An 18,530-nucleotide genomic window follows, 5' to 3' on the forward strand; every position below is an offset into this window, starting at 1 on the left:
GAATCCGCTCCCGCCCGCAAGGGCAAACTCCGGAGGCATCGACCGAAGGACAGTGTGAGCGCTCTGGCTGTTTCAGAAGAACCAAAGGTTAAGACGATGAACATCATTCAGCAGCTTGAGGCCGAACAGGCCGCCAAGATCGAAGCCAAGCGCACCCTTCCTGAATTCTCCCCGGGCGACACCGTCCGTGTCAACGTGAAGGTCACGGAAGGCAACCGTACCCGCGTTCAGGCCTACGAAGGCGTTTGCATCGCGCGCTCCGGCGGCGGTCTGCAGGAAAACTTCACGGTCCGCAAGATCTCCTACGGCGAAGGCGTCGAGCGCGTATTCCCGGTCTACTCCCCGATGATCGAAAGCGTCGAAGTCGTTCGCCGCGGTAAGGTCCGTCGCGCCAAGCTCTATTACCTGCGCGATCGTCGCGGTAAGTCGGCTCGTATCGTCGAGAACACCGGCACCCGCGCCCGCAAGCTCAACGATGCCGAGCGTCAGGCCCTTGCCGAGGAAAAGGCACGTATCGAAGCTGAAAAGGTTGCAGCAGCTCAGGCTCTCGCCGCCGAAAAGGCAGCAGCAGAAGCCGCTGAAGCAAAGGCCGCCGCAGAAGCTGCAGCCGCTGCTGAAGGTTCGGCTGAATAAGCAGCTCGCGAAAGCGAAATCATTGCATGGGAAAGGCGGTCTTTGGGCCGCCTTTTCTTTTTTGCGCCAGTGTGCAGCGCTTGCAGCCTTGCCATATCAGCATCTTCCATGACAATTCTGCCGTTCAAATATTGGGGAGCCACACCATGTTCTTTCGCCGCACTGTTCTTGCCAGCCTGACCGCCGCAATGCTTTCGCCGCTCGCAGCTTTCGCCGGCAGCCTGCCGGACCTTGGCGGCAAGACTGTCGTCGTGGTGACGGAAAACGCCTATCCGCCGCTGCAGTTCGTCGACCCCAAGTCCGGTCAGCAGATCGGCTGGGAATATGACGCGATGAACGAAATTGCCAAGCGGCTGAACTTCAAGGTCGAATACCAGAACACCAGCTGGGACGCGATGATCCAGGCCGTATCCGACGGCCAGTACAACATCGGCATGACCGGCATCACCATCAAGGACGATCGCAAGCAGAAGGTTGATTTCTCCGATCCCTATATGCGCTCGCAGCAATTCATGCTTGTTCGTGGCGATGAGAAGCGCTTCACCGACGCCAAGAGCTTCGGTGCCTTCAACGATGGCCTGATCGGCGCCCAGCCCGGCACTTCGCCTTTCTATACCGCCGTCTATGAAATCCTCGATGGCAACGAACAGAACCCGCGCATCAAACTCTTCGAAACCTTCGGCGCAACCGTGCAGGCTCTGAAGACCGGCGATGTCGATCTCGTCCTGACCGACAGTGTCGCTGCCAAGGGTTATGTCGATTCCTCGAATGGCGGGCTGAAGGTCGTCGGCGAACCGCTCGGCACCGAGGATTTCGGCTTCATCTTCCCGAAGGGCTCCGATCTCGTCGCTCCCGTCAATGCCGCCATTGCCGACCTGAAGGCGGACGGCACCTTTGATGCGCTGAACAAGAAGTGGTTCCTCGACTACAAGATGGGCCAGTAGTCCCCCGAGCGATCGCAGATGGCATTACCACCATCCCCGCGACACGAGAAGGACGACCGTCCCTGGTGGCTGGTCGTCCTTGTTCTGATCGGCGTCGTTCTCGCCGTCGTCATCATTACCAACGATATTTACACGCAGGTCTTCCGGACCGTCGTGAATGGTGCCGGCATTACCGTCTTCGTGACACTCGTCGCCTTTGTGCTGGCGACCGTGCTCGGTCTGGGCATTGCGCTACTTGGCCTCTCCGACAATATCGTGCTGCGCCAGGTCGCCCGCTTCTACATCGAGATCATCCGGGGCATTCCAATCCTCGTGCTGCTCTTCTATATCGCCTTCGTCGGCGCGCCGGGCGTTGTCGCAGCCTATAATTTCCTGATCACCCCCCTGGTGAAGGCCGGTATTGCCGAGCCGATCCTCGTGCGTGATCTGTCGCTGATGTGGCGCGCCATCATCGCCCTGATGATCGGCTATTCCTCTTTCATCGCCGAAATCTTTCGCGCCGGTTTCCAGTCGGTCGATATCGGCCAGATCGAGGCGGCCAAGTCGCTCGGCCTGTCGCGCTACCGCCGTTTCAGGCTCGTTGTCTTCCCGCAAGCGATCCGGGTGGTCTTCCCGCCGCTCTCCAACGACTTCGTCTCGATGGTGAAGGATTCCTCCCTCGTCTCCGTTCTCGGCGTCGCCGACATCACGCAGATGGGCAAGGTCTATGCCTCCGGCTCCTTCCGCTTCTTCGAGACCTATTCGATCGTCACCTATATCTACCTGATCCTGACAATCGGCCTGTCGCTCTTCCTGCGGCGGATCGAGAAGAAGATGAAGCAGATGCCGCGACGCTAGAGCCGTCGCACGATTCGAATTGCCGTTTCGATCAAAAATCGCTATATCCAGCGCCATGGAATCCAAGTTCAGATGCATCGGTGCGCATATTTTCGTGCTGCAGGACCATTATCGCCTGCCGGCGCGTTTCTTTGCGTCCGTTTCCGGTGCGCTCAACAGCCGACTTCGTTGATCGAATGACGGCCGGCGGAGCCTGTCCGCCATATCCTTAAGTTCCATGCTCCAGCCAAAACGGACTATAGCCATGAGCGCACCGCGTACCCTTTACGACAAGATCTGGGCCGACCACCTGGTGGATGAACAGCCTGACGGCACCTGTCTTCTCTATATCGACCGTCACCTGGTCCATGAAGTCACCTCGCCGCAGGCCTTCGAAGGCCTGCGCATGACCCACCGCAAGGTTCGCGCGCCTGAAAAGACGCTTGCCGTCGTCGACCATAACGTTCCGACCTCACCCGACCGCCATCTCGGCATCAAGAATGAGGAAAGCCGCATCCAGGTCGAAGCGTTGGCAACCAATGCGGCCGAATTCGGCGTCGAGTATTACTCGGCAAGCGACAAGCGTCAGGGCATCGTTCACATCGTCGGTCCGGAACAGGGTTTCACCTTGCCCGGCATGACCATTGTCTGCGGCGACAGCCACACCTCGACGCACGGCGCCTTCGGCGCGCTGGCGCATGGGATCGGCACCTCCGAGGTCGAACATGTCCTGGCGACCCAGACGCTGATCCAGAAGAAGGCGAAGAACATGCTGGTGCGGGTCGACGGCCTGCTTCCACCGCATGTAACCGCCAAGGACATCATCCTCGCCATCATTGGCGAGATCGGCACGGCCGGCGGCACCGGCCACGTCATCGAATTTGCGGGCGAAGCTATCCGCGCGCTGTCGATGGAAGGTCGCATGACGATCTGCAACATGACGATCGAAGGCGGAGCCCGCGCTGGTCTGATCGCCCCTGACGAAAAGACCTTCGAATACATCAAGGGCAAGCCGCGTGCGCCGAAGGGCGAGGCGCTGGAACAGGCGATTGCCTACTGGAAGACACTGCAGACCGATGAAGGTGCTCATTACGACCGCGTCGTCGTGCTCGATGCTGCCAACCTGCCGCCGATCGTATCCTGGGGTTCCTCACCCGAGGACGTGATTTCCGTGCAGGGTATCGTACCGAACCCTGACGATATCCAGGACGAAACGAAGCGCACCTCCAAATGGCGCGCGCTCGACTATATGGGGCTGAAGCCGGGCACCAAAATGACCGATATCACCCTCGACCGCGTCTTCATCGGCTCCTGCACCAACGGCCGTATCGAGGATCTGCGCGAGGTCGCCAAGGTTGTTGAAGGCAAGACCGTTGCGTCGACCGTCGATGCCATGATCGTTCCGGGCTCTGGCCTCGTGAAGGAACAGGCGGAAGCCGAAGGCCTCGACAAGATCTTCAAGGCGGCCGGTTTCGACTGGCGTGAGCCGGGCTGCTCCATGTGTCTCGCCATGAACGACGACCGCCTGAAGCCGGGCGAGCGTTGCGCCTCGACCTCGAACCGCAACTTTGAAGGCCGCCAGGGCTTCAAGGGCCGCACACATCTCGTCTCGCCGGCCATGGCCGCTGCAGCCGCGATTGCCGGCCACTTCGTCGATATCCGCGAGTGGAACTGATCTTTCTCGCACATCTGACATGATAAAAGCCCGGCGCTCGCGCCGGGCTTTTTAGTTGAGCAGATGCAGAGGAGACAGCGCTTAGAACGTCGCCGTGTACGGATCCGGACCCATGCGGGCGCCGGCGCTGTCGAGCTTGGCGATCACGGCCATGTCTTCGCCATCCAGCTTGAAATCGAAGACGTTCAAGTTCTCCTCGATGCGCGAGGGCGTCACCGACTTCGGAATGACGACGAGGCCGGTATCGATGTGCCAGCGGATGATCACCTGCGCTGGCGTCTTGCCGTGCTTGGCAGCAATCTGACCGATGACCGGATTGGAAATGAAACGGCCCTGACCGAGCGGGCTCCAGGATTCCGTGACGATGTTCAGCTTCTTATGCGCCTCCTGCGCCGCCTTCTGCTGAAAGTCCGGATGCAGCTCGATCTGGTTGATGACGGGAACCACGCCTGTATCGCCGACGATATGGTCGAGATGGTCCGGATAGAAGTTCGACACACCGATGGAGCGGACACGACCCTCTTCCCTCAAGCGCACGAAAGCCTTCCAGGTTTCGCGATAAAGCCCGCGATGCGGCGACGGCCAGTGGATCAGATAGAGATCGATATAATCGCTACCGAGCTTCTTCAGGCTGACCTCGAAGGCACGCAGTGCATTGTCATAGCCCTGGTCGGTATTGCGCAGTTTCGTGGTGACGAAGATATCCTTGCGGTCGATGCCGGAGGAGCGGATGCCTTCGCCGACGCCCTCTTCATTGTCATAACCGGACGCCGTATCGATGTGGCGATAGCCGGCGGCCAGTGCGGTGCGCACGGTCGGAGCCGCGATATCTTGCGGCGTCTGCCAGACGCCGAGACCCACCTGGGGAATGGAATGTCCGTCGTGGAAAGTAATGATGGGCTGAGTGGTCACAATATATCTCCGGAAGTTTGAAGGAATGGCCAAGACACGAATGGAATGGGGCATGAATTGAAGCCGTGAAGCGGTTTTCCCTGGACGCATCGCAGCCCGCGCATCCGGTCGAAAGTCCATATAGGACAGAGAGCCCGCAATACAATCAGAGAACGCGGAGGATCGTTCCCTTTCTGAGGTGAGGCAGAATGCGGCGCATGTCGCGAGCGCTGATCGCAACACAGCCGGCGGTCGGCTCGTATCCTGGCCGGATCAGATGGAAAAAGATCGCTGAGCCGCGATTGCGCGCCCGAGAGGTCACGTTCCAGTCGAGCACCAGGCAGATATCGTAAAGCCCGTCCTTTCGCTTCATCTCCTCATGGCTCGGTTTGAACGGCGCCTTGACCAGCCTGTTGTAATTCGCATCGGCGGGCTGATCGCACCACAGCATGTCGGAGCGGATGCGCTTGATGGGCAGCGCCGTAGGGAGACGGCCGTGTCGTTCGCCGCGCCGGAAACCGTAGAGCAGCCGCATGGCAGCAATCGGCGTTGCCCCGTCGCCTTCGCGCTTGATCACGGTTCGGCCGCTACGGCCGATCGCAGCAGGCAAGGTAAGCGGGCCAAAACAGACAATAGCTCTGTTTGGCTGGCCCGGCGCGGCACGCACCACGAGCGTTGAGGGCTGCCCATTTCGCTCTCGCCTTGCTTTTTCCATTTTTCTCGCATGTTCTTGAATTGCCTTGGGCTTCGATTGAAACCATATGAGACCCTAGGCAGCAACAGCAGCAGATCGCCAATCCTTGCCAAATGTGGAATTTGGCGTAGGAGTATCTGACCAACGCAAGGACGCACCCGCATGACCGCACGCACCATTCTTCTGGTGGATGACGACGACGACCTTCGCCAGACGCTGACGGAGCAATTGTCGTTGTATGAGGAATTCTCGGTCCTGCAGGAAGCGACCGCGGGCAAGGGCGTCCAGGCCGCCCGCTCCAATCCGGTCGATCTGCTGATCATGGACGTCGGCCTGCCCGATATGGACGGCCGCGAGGCGGTAAAGCTGCTGCGCAAGGGTGGCTTCAAGGCGCCGATCATCATGCTGACCGGTCATGACACGGATTCAGACACGATCCTTGGCCTTGAGGCCGGCGCCAACGACTATGTGACAAAACCTTTCCGCTTCGCCGTGCTTTTGGCTCGCATCCGCGTGCAGCTTCGCCAGCACGAGCAGAGCGAAGATGCCACTTTCACTGTCGGCCCTTATCTCTTCAAGCCGAGCCAGAAGCTGCTGACCACAGACAACGGCCAGAAGATCCGTCTGACGGAAAAGGAGGCGGCGATCATCCGCTACCTCTACCGCGCCGAACAAAAGGTCGTGACCCGCGACGTGTTGCTGGAAGAAGTCTGGGGCTACAATTCCGGCGTCACGACGCACACGCTGGAAACCCACGTTTACCGTCTGCGCCAGAAGATCGAGCGGGATCCGTCCAACGCCGAGATCCTCGTGACGGAAAACGGCGGCTACAAGATCATCCCGTAGCATGTCTCTTTCCGACGATATCCATCTGCTGGCGCAGCTTCCGCTCTTCAAGGACATGAACGACGACCAGTTGCGCCTGATTGCCTTCGGCGCAGACCGTCGCGTGATTGCGGCCGGGCAGATGCTGTTCCGTCAGGGCTCGCCCGCCGAAAGCGCCTATGTGATCACGAGCGGCAGCCTCGAACTTAGCGTGACGGGCTCGGATGGCATGGCGCGAACCGAAGCCATCGCTGGCGCCGGTGCATTGATCTCGGAGCTGGCCCTTATAACGCTGGTGGAGCGCAAGTTCACGGCAATTGCCCGCGAAGATACCGGCATCATCCGCATTACGCGGGCGCTGTTCCTTCGCCTGATCGAGGAATATCCCTCGGCGGCGCGCATTATGGAAAACCGTATCCGCGACAGCATTGCCGATCTCGCGGCACAGGCCGCAAGCCAGTTTCACCGTTTCAGCTGACGTTTCAGAGGTTGAGATGTACGGTCACCGGCACATGGTCGGACGGCCGCTCCCAACCGCGTGCTTCCTTCAGCACCTCAATGCGCTGCAGATGCGGACCGAGGTCGGGCGAGGACCAGATATGGTCGAGGCGCCGGCCCTTGTCGGCAGCTTCCCAATCCTTCGCGCGATAGCTCCACCACGTATAGAGCTTCTCATTGGCAGGTACATGCTGGCGCATGAGATCGTGCCAGCCGCCACGCTTCATCACCTCGAGCAGCCCGTCGGTTTCGACCGGCGTATGGCTGACGATCTTTAAAAGCTGCTTGTGCGACCAGACATCATGTTCCAGCGGCGCGATATTGAGATCGCCGACGAGAATGGCTGACGTGTTCGGCTCGGCGCTCGCCTTGAGGTTCTTCATCTCCTCGATGAAATCGAGCTTGTGGCCGAATTTCGGATTGATCATCCGGTCCGGCTCGTCGCCGCCGGCAGGAACATAGAAATTATGCAGACGGATGCGCCGGTTGCCGCGCTCGAAGACCGCCGAGATATGGCGCGCATCGCCGACATTGCAGTAATCCTGCCGGTGATCCTCGGTCAGCGGTAGGCGCGAGGCGATGGCAACGCCGTGATAGCCCTTCTGGCCGTGGATGATGATGTGCTCGTAACCCATGGCGCGCAAGGGTGCCAACGGGAAGAGATCGTTCGTAACCTTGGTTTCCTGCAGGCAGAGGATATCGGGCCTGTGCTTCAGCACGAGCTGCTCGACGATCGGCATGCGCAGCCGCACCGAATTGATATTCCAGGTGGTGATGGAGAAGCTCATGCCATACCCTTTCAGATCCCTCTGAAAAGGCTTTAGAGCAAAGGCGTCAGCGAGAAAACCGGCCGCAGGCAAAAGCGGTCGGCGATCAACCGAAAAGCGCTACAGCACCGGCCCGAAAATCGGGATCGATTTTCGGAAAGCCTGATGCGTGGATTCGACGAGATAGAGCGTCCTCTGTGCGCCCGAATGGACACACGGGGCTCTAGTCGCGGTTTGCCGATGTGCCCTTGATATCCTCGTAGGGCACGCGGAAGACGCGCTCGTCGAAGGCAACTCCGGTCTTCACGTTGAAGATCATCACCGACGTGTCCTTGCCCTGGTTGTCGGTGATCGTCCACTGGCGCAAGTCATAGGTCTTCGGGTCGAACATCATTGTGATGGTCGAATTGCCGAACACCGTATTGTTTCCGAGCGAGATCGTCGTCAGATCGGACTCTTGCTTCACGCCCTTCACCATGCCGGCGGAAAGGTCGATATGCGGCGCGAGGAGTAGGCTGAGCGGCGTCTTGGAAAGCGGATAGAGATCCCAGGTCTTCAGCTTCACATTGCCGATCGCGACGTTCCTGCCGTCGGCAATGACGCGCATCGGCGACGGATCGTCATAGTTGAAGCGCAGCTTGCCGGGACGTTCGATGAAGAACTTGCCCCCGGTCTGTTCGCCACGGGGCCCAAACTGTACGAACTCGCCCTGCATGGTGGCGACACTGGAGAAATGATCGGCAATCGCCTGTGCCGTGGCGCTGTTGGCAGCGGGTGCTGCCACCTGAGCGACCTGGGCGAGAGCGGGAAACGGAACGGCGCTTGCAACGGCCGCAACAGCAAAGACGCCAAGAACGTCACGGCGGGTTACCGGCAGGCCGGAAAAGATGGACGCGGAGTTGGTCATGTGAACCTCCTGTATGCGGTCTGCATGCCGCCGAAAGGCGGCGTCTTCAAGGCGCCGCGATCGCCCGGTGAAAGGTAACGGATTACATCCTCCGAGGTTTCCACCGAATGGGCTGCGCCATCAAATATTCTTTCCTCAACGGTCGAGGATATCTCCATCTGTCGGCACAAGAATCTCGCGTTTACCGGCATGGTTCGCCGGGCCAATGATGCCCTCCTGCTCCATGCGTTCGATCAGCGATGCCGCACGATTATATCCGATACCGAGCCTGCGCTGAACATAGGAAGTAGAGGCCTTGCCATCGCGCAGCACAATGGCGACGGCCTGATCGTAGGGATCTTCGGAATCGGCAAGATTTGACGTACCTGCCGGACCGCCACCATAATCGCCGTCCTCGTCGTCATCGGCAGTGATGGCATCGAGATATTGCGGCGAACCTTGCGTCTTCAGGTAGGAGACGATCTCTTCGACCTCAACGTCGGACACGAACGGACCATGGACGCGCTGAATGCGACCGCCGCCTGCCATATAGAGCATATCACCCATGCCGAGCAGTTGTTCGGCACCCTGCTCGCCGAGGATCGTGCGGCTGTCGATCTTGGACGTAACCTGGAAGGAGATGCGGGTCGGGAAGTTCGCCTTGATCGTGCCGGTGATGACGTCAACGGACGGACGCTGCGTTGCCATAATGACATGGATACCGGCCGCGCGCGCCATCTGCGCGAGGCGCTGCACGGCACCTTCAATATCCTTGCCGGCGACCATCATCAGGTCGGCCATTTCGTCGATGATAACGACGATATACGGCATCGGCTGCAGATCGAATTCTTCGGTCTCGTAGACAGCTTCGCCGGTCTGCCGGTCAAAACCGGTCTGCACCGTGCGCGAGATCGTGTCGCCCTTGGCAAGTGCCTGCTCGACGCGCGTATTGAAGCCGTCGATGTTGCGAACACCGATCTTAGACATCTTCTTGTAGCGCTCTTCCATCTCGCGGACGGTCCATTTGAGCGCGACGACTGCCTTCTTCGGATCGGTGACGACAGGGGAAAGCAGATGCGGAATGCCGTCGTAGACGGAGAGTTCCAACATCTTCGGATCGATCATGATGAGACGGCACTGTTCCGGCGTCATGCGGTAAAGCAGCGACAGGATCATCGTGTTAATAGCGACGGACTTACCCGAACCGGTCGTACCGGCCACCAGCAGATGCGGCATCTTGGCGAGATCGGCGATCACGGCTTCGCCGCCGATCGTCTTGCCGAGCGCCATGGCAAGCTTCGCCTTGGAGCCTTCGAAATCACGCGAGGCGATGAGCTCGCGCAGATAGACGGTTTCACGCGTCTGGTTCGGCAGCTCGATGCCGATCGCATTGCGGCCCGGCACGACGGCGACGCGGGCGGCAATCGCACTCATCGAGCGGGCGATGTCGTCGGCAAGGCCGATGACGCGGGACGATTTGATGCCGGGTGCCGGCTCCAGTTCATAGAGTGTGACGACCGGACCGGGGCGAACATGGATAATCTCGCCCTTAACGCCGAAATCTTCCAGTACGCCTTCCAGCATGCGGGCATTCTGCTCCAGCGCATCGGCCGAAAGCGTGGAATCGCGCACGACATTCTTCGGCTCCGCAAGCAGATGCATGGAGGGAAGCTGGAAGCCTTCCGGCCGGATGAACGAACCTTGCGCCTCGCGTTCGACACGGGCGCCGGGCTTTGGACGGGCGGAGGCAGGAATGATACGCGGCTCGGGTTTACCGGCCGATTTGGCCGGCGCGCGGATCATCCAATCGTCATCATCGTCATCAGGCAGGATATCGGCCGGACGCGGCGGCATGTCGGTATCGAATGGCGGATCGTCGTCCTCGTCCTCATCGTCGTTGAGCGAGACGGAAGGCGCCGAAACGACCCGACGGCTCGAAGCGGCACGCGGCTCCATGGAAGGATCCATGCGCTCGCCGCGCGCTGCGGGCTTGGCGCGCACCGGCTCGTTCAGCGTACCGAATTCGTCATCGTTGAAGTCATAAGGCGATTCGAAATCGCTCTGGCGGCGCTTGCGCGGTCCCATGCCGAAAAGCCGTCGGAAACGCGCCTGGTTCATATACCAGGCGTGAGTCATGGCACCGCTAAAGGCCATCCAGCGGGATCCATCGTCCTCATCGTCCTCATCGCCGACGACACGCACCTTGCTGCGTGTATCGACATAATCCTCTTCTTCGTTTTCCTCCTCATCGAGTTCGCTGCGGCCGACGATGCCGGCTGCAAAGAGCATCATCCACGCGGTCGGGACGGCGAAGATGCAGCCGACGGCAGTGGCGAAAACGCCGGTCGGATAGGCGCCGACGAAGAGTGCGGGAAAACGCAGGATCATGTCGCCGATAACACCGCCGATACCGTTCGGGATCGGCCAGGTGAGCGGTGGCGGGAAACAGCCGATGACGGCGGAGGAAAGTATGGTGCCCACGAGCCAGGCGCCGGCGCGCGCCGGAATACGGCTGATGCGACGGCCGGAAATCAGCGCCAGCGCCCAAGCGACGATCGGCAGCATCGAAACGACGCTTGCGAGCCCCAGGAACTGCATGGCGACGTCGGCAAAGGCAGCACCGCTATAACCGAGTATGTTGGTCGGCAGGTTGCCCGTGGCGTAGGAATAGCTGGGATCGGTGACGTTCCATGTCGCAAGCGCCGCAACCGCGAGCGCTAAGACCAGGAAGACCGCGAAGCCGATGAGAGCCTGGATCTGCCGCAGCATGAATGCCGAGAAGGAGAACCGGTCAGGACGACCATCCATCGCCGGCGACGTGCTTCTTGCCATGTGTCTAACCCGTCCAATGCCTGGGGGCACGCGAATCGCCAATGCTTCGCCGCGCCAAATGCGTCCGCTCCACCTAATCAAAGTAGAGTTAAAGCGATGTTAACCATGCATATGCCGGATCACTAAAAAGAAAAGGGCCCGAACCTGTGAAGGTCCGGGCCAAGAGCGGCTTATGGTTAGATAGGCCGCGACGGGCCGTTCAGCGGCGCCCTTGTGCCAGGCGCCGCAAACCCTGTGATCAGGAGTGGTAAGCGGCTTCGCCGTGCGTTGCGAGGTCGAGACCTTCGCGCTCGGCTTCGACCGAAACGCGCAGGCCGATGATGACATCGACGATCTTGTAGAGGATCGCCGAGCCGATGCCCGACCATAGCAGCGTCGTGAGCACGCCCTTGGCCTGGGCCAGGACCTGCGTAGCCGTGCCGGCATAGGAGGCAGCGAAATCAGCCGTCGAGTAGTCGACGATACCGGCGCCGCCGAGGGCCGGGTTGACGAGGATGCCGGTACCGAGAGCGCCGATGATGCCGCCGATGCAATGGACACCGAAGACGTCGAGGCTGTCGTCATAGTTGAACTTGTTCTTCACGACGTCGACGAAGAAGTAGCAGACCGGCGAGACGATGAGACCGAGAACAATCGAACCCATCGGGCCGGCAAAGCCTGCCGCCGGAGTGACAGCGACGAGGCCGGCGACGGCGCCGGAAGCGCCGCCGAGCATGGAAGCCTTACCGCGAGCGAAGCTTTCGACGATGCACCAGGACACGGCGGCGGCGGCCGTCGCGACGAAGGTGTTGATCATGGCGAGCGATGCATAGGCATTGGCTTCGAGGTTAGAGCCGGCGTTGAAGCCGAACCAGCCGACCCAGAGCAGCGATGCGCCGACCATGGTGAGCGTCATCGAGTGCGGAGCCATGATCTCCTTCTTATAGCCGGTGCGCTTGCCGAGCATGATCGCGCCGACGAGGCCGGCGATACCGGCATTGATGTGAACGACCGTGCCGCCGGCGAAATCGATTGCGCCATAGGAGAAGATCAGGCCGGCCGGCGAGGTGTAGGAACTCGGACCGCCCCAGAACCAGACCATGTGCGCCATCGGGAAGTAGATAAAGGTAACCCAGAGCACGACGAACAGCATGACGGCCGAGAACTTGATGCGCTCGGCGAATGCGCCGACGATCAGGCCGGGCGTGATGCAGGCGAAGGTCATCTGGAATACGATGAAGGTGTATTCAGGGATGGCGACGCCCTTCGAGAAGGTCTCTGCGAGCGATGAGGTGTTAACCCCGGCGAGGAAAGCCTTGGAGAAGCCGCCGACGAAGCTGTTCAGCGAGCCACCGTCGGTGAAGGCGAGCGAATAGCCGTAGGTCACCCAGATCAGCGCCACGACGGCGGTGATCATGAAGACCTGCATCAGCACGGAGAGCATGTTCTTGGCACGTACGAGGCCGCCGTAGAAAAGCGCAAGGCCGGGGATCGTCATCAGGAGGACGAGCGCCGAGGAGACGAGCATCCAGGTATTGTCACCCTTGTCCATGGTGAAGGCCGGAGCAGCAGCGGCTGCAGCATCGGCGGCTGCCGGGGCTGCTTCCTGCGCGAAAGCGACGACCGGCGCCAGGAGAGCGGCCGAAAGGGCGCCTACCCGTGCGATGTTGGAGGAAAACTTCGAAATTGACATTGGAAATAGCTCCTTGATCTGCCGTTCTTTTACAGCGCTTCTGAATCGGTCTCGCCCGTACGGATGCGCACGGCATGGTCGATCGAGTAGACGAAGATTTTGCCGTCACCGATCTGGCCGGTCTTGGCAGATGCTGCGATGGCCTCTACCGCCTTGTCGACGATTTCGGATGCGACCGCGATTTCGATCTTGAGCTTCGGCAGGAAGCTGACCGCATATTCTGTGCCGCGATAGATTTCAGTGTGCCCCTTCTGGCGACCGTAGCCCTTCACTTCGGTCACAGTCAGGCCCTGAATGCCGATCGCCGTGAGGGCTTCGCGGACCTCATCGAGCTTGAACGGCTTGATAATGGCCATCACAATTTTCATCTGGTTTCCCATCCTTCGTTATCCTCGGCGCGGAGCCGACTCTCCTTGCCGCTGACGGTTTCCTGACCAGCGACCGGCGATAGACATTCAAAGGACGTGCCAGATTCGTGGCAGTCTATAAGTTATTGAAATATAAAGATTATAATTGAAGACGCCAATAAACAGGCAAATGATGGGCCAATAAGCGCACAAATAATGCGCAAATTTATAAATATGCACATTTTTTATTCATTTGCCTTTTTCCGAATCAGACCCTCCTGCGCCACCGACGCGATCAGGACACCGGATCGAGTAAAAAGGCTACCGCGAGTCAATCCCCGAGCGCCCGAAGCCGACGGACTGTCCTGTGTATAGAGCAGCCAGTCATCAAGCTTGTCGGGACGGTGGAACCACATGGCATGGTCGAGGCTTGCAACCTGCAGGTTCTGGTCGAAAATGGATGTTCCGTGGGCATGCAGCGATGCATCAAGCAGCGTCATGTCCGAGAGATAGGCAAGCACGGCGGCCTGATAGAGCCTGCTGTCCGGCACGGGACCGGTAGCACGAACCCAGATATCCTGCCGCGGCTCGAGCTTCTCACTCGTAAAATAGTGCTTGAGCGAGATGGGCCGGATTTCGATCGGCCTTTCGCGCTCCCAATATTTGCGCACCGCCGCCGGAGCATGAGCGAGATACTGCTCCTTGATCTGCTGTTCGCCGAGCAGCGTTTCCGGCATCGGTACCGGCGGCATAGGCATCTGGTGGTCGAAGCCCGGTTCCTCGACCTGGAACGAGGCCGACAGTGCGAAGATCGCCTTGCCGTGCTGGATCGCGACGGCCCGGCGTGTGTTGAAGCTCGACCCGTCCCGGATGCGCTCGACCTGATAGATGATCGGCACGGAGGGATCACCAGGACGCATGAAATAGGCGTGCAGCGAGTGAATGAACCGCTCGCCTTCCACAGTGCGCTGCGCCGCCATCAGCGCCTGGGCGATCACCTGCCCACCGAATACGCGCTGCCAGCCGACCTGCGGACTGCGGCCGCGAAAGATATCCACCTCGATCGGCTCGATATCGAGCGTCGAAATCAATGTTTCCATGGCAGTGGGCTTGCCCGTTTGTTCCGTCATTTGTTCAGCTCCCGGCGGTAGGAAGTGATAACTTGATGATCTATATAGATCGCATCTGATCGTAGAAAGTAACAGGAGCGGACGATGCTGGACATGCTGGTTGTAGGCGGAGGTTATGTCGGCCTGTCCGTGGCCTTGGCGGTCAAGCAGGCCGCACCGCATCTCAGTATCGGCGTCGCCGAGGCGGCACCCGAGCATGCCTGGAAAAAGGATATGCGCGCTTCTGCCATCATTGCGGCGGCGACGAAGATGCTCGAAGTCTTCGGTATCTGGAACGAGATCGAGCCGGAGGCCCAGCCGATCACCAAGATGATCGTAACCGATTCCAAGATGTCCGATCCTGTCCGCCCGATCTTCCTGACCTTCGATGGCGAAGTCGCCGACGGCCGGCCATTTGCCCACATGATCCCAAATGTCGTTATGGTCGGCGCGCTGCGCGGCGCCTGCGAGCGGCTCGGCATCGAAATCCGCCATGGCTTGAGCGCCACCGGCCTGAAGACGGGTGATACCGATATCGAGATCAGCCTGTCCGACGGCAGCACGCTGCAATCGCGCCTGCTGGTTGCCTGCGATGGCGTGCGCTCCAGACTGCGCGGTTTTGCAGGGATCAAGACTGTCACCTGGGATTACGGTCAGTCCGGCATCGTCACGACCGTCGAGCACGAGCGCCCGCACCACGGCTGCGCCGAAGAACATTTCCTGCCATCCGGCCCCTTCGCTATCCTGCCGCTGCGCAACAACCGCTCGTCACTGGTCTGGACCGAGCGAACGAATGACGCCAACCGTCTCGTTGCCGCCGACGATCTGGTTTTCGAGGAGGAACTTGAACGCCGTTTCGGCCACAAGCTCGGCGCTCTCAAGGTGGTTGGCGACAAGCGCGCCTTCCCGCTCGGCCTCACACTTGCCCGCTCCTTCGTCGCGCCGCGCTTTGCGCTTGCCGGTGATGCCGCACATGGCATCCATCCGATTTCCGGCCAGGGCCTCAATCTCGGCTTCAAGGATGTGGCCGCCCTCGCCGAAACCATCGTGGACGCCGATCGCCTTGGGCTCGACATCGGCGCCATCAATATTCTGGAGCGCTACCAGAGCTGGCGCCGCTTCGATACCTTCCGCATGGGCGTCACGACAGATGTGTTGAACCGGCTGTTTTCCAATGACATGGCGCCAATCCGCATCGCCCGCGACTTCGGCCTCGGCATCGTCGATCGCCTGCCGGGCCTGAAATCCTTCTTCATCGGCCAGGCGGCAGGAACGACCGCCAAGGACAATCCGCGGCTGCTGTCGGGCGAAACGATCTGAATGAGAGCAATTCCAGCAAAAGTGTGCTGCGGTTTTGCGTCCGGAATTGCGTAAAAACAAAGGAACTCTTTAGAGCTCAGTCTTCGAGTGTGCGCGCTTCTGAAACGAGCATGATCGGAATGCCGTCCCTGATCGGATAGGCAAGACGCGCCTTTTCCGAGACCAACTCGTTGTGTTCGCGGTCATAGGAAAGCCGTCCCTTGGTGAGCGGGCAGACGAGAAGTTCGAGAAGTTTGGGATCGACCCGGCTCAGTTTTTCGTCCATCGCGCCCTCTACTGCAGCACGGTATCGGAATCGCCGAAAACGCGGGCAAGCACGATTTCGGTGATGGCTATCAGGGTTTCCGCCCTCGTCTTGAGATCGGGCGCTTCGAGCAGCGCCTGTTTTTCGGCCGGGCCGAAAGGCGACATCATCGCGAGCGAATTGACGAGGGTAAGGTTGCTCGCCCGCTCCACGCTCTCCCAGTCCGCCTCGAGCTTATTGGCATCAAGATAGGCCTTGAAAGCCGTCAGCAGCGCGCTGCGGTCAACGGCATCTTCTTCGTTCTCGGCGGAGAGATCTGATATGAACGGCGCGATGCGAAAGCTGCGGAATGGTTGGCCATGCGATCTCTCTTCCAGCAGCCGGAAGCGGCACACGCCCGTGAGCGAGACGATATAGCGCCCGTCACCGGTTTCGGCATAAGAGGTAATCCGGCCAAGGCAGCCGACAGCCGCAAGCTCAGGGGCATGCGTCTTGTCTTCATGTTCGCCGTGTGCCGGCTGCACCATGCCGATCAGACGGTTGCCGGTCAGTGCGGCATCGAACATCGCAAGATAACGCGGCTCGAAGATATTGAGCGGCAGCTGCCCGGCAGGCAGGAGAAGCGCACCGGTCAAGGGAAAAACTGCAATCTCATCCGGTAGATCGCCGGGCTTCAGATATCTCGCATTGCCGACTTGCATGAAGACTAGTCCCGCGCTCTCTCGGCGCGCGCATCTGCGGCGCCCGTCCTCACGAGAAATGTGGTGTCCTTGCGTAAAAACGCAAGGGCGGATGCGGCAAACTCAGGAAAACAGGATCGATGAAAGCTTGCGGCGGGCCGAAACCGTCGCCGGATCCTTGAAGCCCCAAACCTCGAAGAACTGCAGAAGCTGGCGACGCGCACCATCATCATCGAAGGCGCGATCCTTGCGCATGATGGTGAGCAGGTGTTCGGCCGCCTCCTCGCGCTTGCCCTCGACATTGAGGATCTTGGCGAGTTTCAGGCGGGCTTCATGGTGATCTGGGTTCAAGGCCAGCTCGCGCTCCAGGGCGACGGGATCGCCGAGCTTGCGGGCTTCTTCGATCTGGTCGAGCTTCTTCAGGACCGCCTGGATGCCGGCATCCTTGCCAAGCTCTTCCGGCAGCTCGCTCAGCATCTGGCGGGCTTCACCGTGCTGGTCGGCTGCGATCAGGCATTCGGCCATGCCGGCAAGCGCCTTGGCATTTTCCGGATCGGCCTGCATGACCGCGCCATAAAGCTGGCCCGCTTCATTGATGTTGCCGGCAGCAAGCAACTCGCCAGCCTGTGCCAGAACACCCTCGATTTCGGCAGCCTGATCCGCACCCTCAGGACCTGCAAGCCGATCGATGAACTGGCGAACCTGGCTTTCCGGTACAGCGCCCATGAAGCCATCGGCCGGGCGGCCGTTGACGAAGGCGATGACGGCTGGAATGGACTGGATGCCGAGCTGGCCGGCGATCGAGGGATGATCGTCAATGTTCATCTTGACCAGCTTGACGCGGCCCTGACCTTCATTGACAACCTTTTCCAGCACCGGCGTCAGCTGCTTGCACGGGCCGCACCATGGCGCCCAGAAATCGACCAGCACCGGCTGGTTGCGCGATTCCTCGAGGACGTCCTTGGTGAAATTCGCCGTCGTCGTGTCCTTGATATAGCCGCCACCCGCCGCTGGCTGAGGTACCGCGCCATAATTTGCCGTTGCCGACATCTGGTTGCCAAAGGAACCGTTATAAGGATTGTCGCTGCCGCTCATAGGTATCTCCCGCCGCGCCGATCTGCCGGCGTCTCTGATAGCGCTAAAATCGTATGTCAGGACGTCACTTTCAAGACAAGCGGCTTATGCCCTGTCGCTTCCATGAATCGTATCAGATCGGCGCTCGCGATCGAGGTCGTCGCATCATTGGAAAGCGGATGGCAGTTGATGATCTCGTCATGCATCAGATCCGCATCGAGCACGAAGGTGACATTGTTGCCGGCATCGTTAATCGCGCCGAGTGCGGTGACAGCGCCCGGAATGACACCAAGATATTCCATCAGCTTCTCGGGTTTGCCGAAAGAGACGCGGCCTGAAGCACCGATAAGAGTATGGACCTGTTTGAGGTCGACGGCGGCATTTTCTTCCACGGTCAGCAGGAAATAACGATCTTTCTTGTCCTTCACGAACAGGTTCTTGGTGTGCCCGCCCGGGATCTCATCCCGCAGCGCCACCGATTCGGCCACCGTGAAGACCGGCGCATGGTCCTTGGTGCTGTGGACAATGCCAAGGCCGTCGAGAAAGGCGAGAAGATCCTGGCGAGTCTTGGGCTTGTTTTCGGTCATCGTCATTCCATCAGACAGGAGAGAGGCAGATTGGAC

At 59.9% G+C, this 18,530-nt stretch carries 19 protein-coding genes; 7 read left to right on the forward strand and 12 right to left on the reverse strand.

What is annotated here, in order from left to right:
* Window positions 1-96 precede the first annotated feature (96 nt).
* From rplS to leuC, 4 genes are all read left to right on the forward strand, one after another.
* Window positions 97-633, forward strand: a complete 537-nt coding sequence (gene rplS, locus AB8B33_RS21385) for a 50S ribosomal protein L19 (RefSeq protein WP_037070794.1) — start codon at window positions 97-99, stop codon at window positions 631-633.
* 146 nt (window positions 634-779) lie between these two features.
* The gene (locus tag AB8B33_RS21390; RefSeq protein ID WP_113319779.1) at window positions 780-1,577 is read left to right on the forward strand and encodes a basic amino acid ABC transporter substrate-binding protein; all 798 of its coding nucleotides are present in this window, start codon (window positions 780-782) and stop codon (window positions 1,575-1,577) included.
* A gap of 18 nt (window positions 1,578-1,595) precedes the next feature.
* Window positions 1,596-2,414 carry an amino acid ABC transporter permease gene (locus AB8B33_RS21395; protein ID WP_439016804.1) on the forward strand — a complete coding sequence of 273 codons (819 nt, stop codon included), beginning with the start codon at window positions 1,596-1,598 and terminating at the stop codon, window positions 2,412-2,414.
* 244 nt (window positions 2,415-2,658) lie between these two features.
* Complete coding sequence (gene leuC, locus AB8B33_RS21400; RefSeq protein ID WP_113319781.1) at window positions 2,659-4,068, forward strand: 3-isopropylmalate dehydratase large subunit; 1,410 nt, start codon at window positions 2,659-2,661, stop codon at window positions 4,066-4,068.
* Window positions 4,069-4,149: 81 nt separating this feature from the next.
* Here leuC and AB8B33_RS21405 read toward each other — a convergent pair whose 3' ends face one another.
* On the reverse strand, window positions 4,150-4,980 hold the full coding sequence (locus AB8B33_RS21405; RefSeq protein ID WP_439016805.1) for an aldo/keto reductase: 831 nt from the start codon (window positions 4,978-4,980) through the stop codon (window positions 4,150-4,152).
* Window positions 4,981-5,125: 145 nt separating this feature from the next.
* A complete protein-coding gene (locus tag AB8B33_RS21410; protein WP_439016806.1) occupies window positions 5,126-5,674 on the reverse strand; it encodes a L,D-transpeptidase family protein in 549 nt (182 codons plus the stop codon).
* 141 nt (window positions 5,675-5,815) lie between these two features.
* Here AB8B33_RS21410 and AB8B33_RS21415 point away from each other — a divergent pair, with 141 nt between their 5' ends.
* Together AB8B33_RS21415 and AB8B33_RS21420 are read left to right on the forward strand one after the other, a co-directional pair.
* Complete coding sequence (locus AB8B33_RS21415) at window positions 5,816-6,499, forward strand: response regulator transcription factor (RefSeq protein ID WP_007814583.1); 684 nt, start codon at window positions 5,816-5,818, stop codon at window positions 6,497-6,499.
* Window position 6,500: 1 nt separating this feature from the next.
* The gene (locus tag AB8B33_RS21420; protein ID WP_439016807.1) at window positions 6,501-6,956 is read left to right on the forward strand and encodes a cyclic nucleotide-binding domain-containing protein; all 456 of its coding nucleotides are present in this window, start codon (window positions 6,501-6,503) and stop codon (window positions 6,954-6,956) included.
* A gap of 4 nt (window positions 6,957-6,960) precedes the next feature.
* Here the strand turns inward: AB8B33_RS21420 and AB8B33_RS21425 are convergent, their stop codons facing one another.
* The 6 genes from AB8B33_RS21425 to tesB all read right to left on the reverse strand — a co-directional run bounded on the left by AB8B33_RS21425 (window position 6,961) and on the right by tesB (window position 14,610).
* Window positions 6,961-7,764 (reverse strand): exodeoxyribonuclease III, encoded by an 804-nt coding sequence (locus AB8B33_RS21425; RefSeq protein ID WP_439016808.1) that lies wholly within the window; start codon window positions 7,762-7,764, stop codon window positions 6,961-6,963.
* A 202-nt stretch (window positions 7,765-7,966) separates the two neighbouring features.
* Window positions 7,967-8,650, reverse strand: coding sequence for an outer membrane lipoprotein carrier protein LolA (locus AB8B33_RS21430; RefSeq protein WP_439016809.1), 684 nt, complete (start codon window positions 8,648-8,650; stop codon window positions 7,967-7,969).
* Between the two features lie 135 nt (window positions 8,651-8,785).
* Window positions 8,786-11,461 (reverse strand): DNA translocase FtsK 4TM domain-containing protein, encoded by a 2,676-nt coding sequence (locus AB8B33_RS21435; protein ID WP_439016810.1) that lies wholly within the window; start codon window positions 11,459-11,461, stop codon window positions 8,786-8,788.
* A 238-nt stretch (window positions 11,462-11,699) separates the two neighbouring features.
* The gene (locus AB8B33_RS21440; RefSeq protein ID WP_310385116.1) at window positions 11,700-13,133 is read right to left on the reverse strand and encodes an ammonium transporter; all 1,434 of its coding nucleotides are present in this window, start codon (window positions 13,131-13,133) and stop codon (window positions 11,700-11,702) included.
* A gap of 29 nt (window positions 13,134-13,162) precedes the next feature.
* A complete protein-coding gene (locus tag AB8B33_RS21445; RefSeq protein WP_007814595.1) occupies window positions 13,163-13,513 on the reverse strand; it encodes a P-II family nitrogen regulator in 351 nt (116 codons plus the stop codon).
* 212 nt (window positions 13,514-13,725) lie between these two features.
* A complete protein-coding gene (gene tesB, locus AB8B33_RS21450) occupies window positions 13,726-14,610 on the reverse strand; it encodes an acyl-CoA thioesterase II (RefSeq protein ID WP_439016811.1) in 885 nt (294 codons plus the stop codon).
* 84 nt (window positions 14,611-14,694) lie between these two features.
* On the opposite strand from tesB, the gene AB8B33_RS21455 reads away from it, so the two are divergent.
* The gene (locus AB8B33_RS21455; RefSeq protein ID WP_439016812.1) at window positions 14,695-15,909 is read left to right on the forward strand and encodes a ubiquinone biosynthesis hydroxylase; all 1,215 of its coding nucleotides are present in this window, start codon (window positions 14,695-14,697) and stop codon (window positions 15,907-15,909) included.
* 76 nt (window positions 15,910-15,985) lie between these two features.
* On the opposite strand, the gene AB8B33_RS21460 is transcribed toward AB8B33_RS21455, so the two are convergent.
* From AB8B33_RS21460 to AB8B33_RS21475, 4 genes are all read right to left on the reverse strand, one after another.
* Window positions 15,986-16,174 carry a Trm112 family protein gene (locus tag AB8B33_RS21460; RefSeq protein ID WP_007814601.1) on the reverse strand — a complete coding sequence of 63 codons (189 nt, stop codon included), beginning with the start codon at window positions 16,172-16,174 and terminating at the stop codon, window positions 15,986-15,988.
* Window positions 16,175-16,182: 8 nt separating this feature from the next.
* Window positions 16,183-16,854 (reverse strand): LON peptidase substrate-binding domain-containing protein, encoded by a 672-nt coding sequence (locus AB8B33_RS21465; RefSeq protein WP_007814604.1) that lies wholly within the window; start codon window positions 16,852-16,854, stop codon window positions 16,183-16,185.
* Window positions 16,855-16,956: 102 nt separating this feature from the next.
* Window positions 16,957-17,928: a thioredoxin gene (gene trxA, locus AB8B33_RS21470; protein ID WP_439016813.1), complete on the reverse strand. Its 972-nt coding sequence runs from the start codon at window positions 17,926-17,928 to the stop codon at window positions 16,957-16,959.
* Between the two features lie 56 nt (window positions 17,929-17,984).
* On the reverse strand, window positions 17,985-18,494 hold the full coding sequence (locus AB8B33_RS21475; RefSeq protein WP_113319793.1) for a prolyl-tRNA synthetase associated domain-containing protein: 510 nt from the start codon (window positions 18,492-18,494) through the stop codon (window positions 17,985-17,987).
* Between the last annotated feature and the right edge of the window lie 36 nt (window positions 18,495-18,530).

The organism is Rhizobium sp. 768_B6_N1_8 (assembly GCF_051811225.1).
GTDB lineage: Bacteria > Pseudomonadota > Alphaproteobacteria > Rhizobiales > Rhizobiaceae > Rhizobium.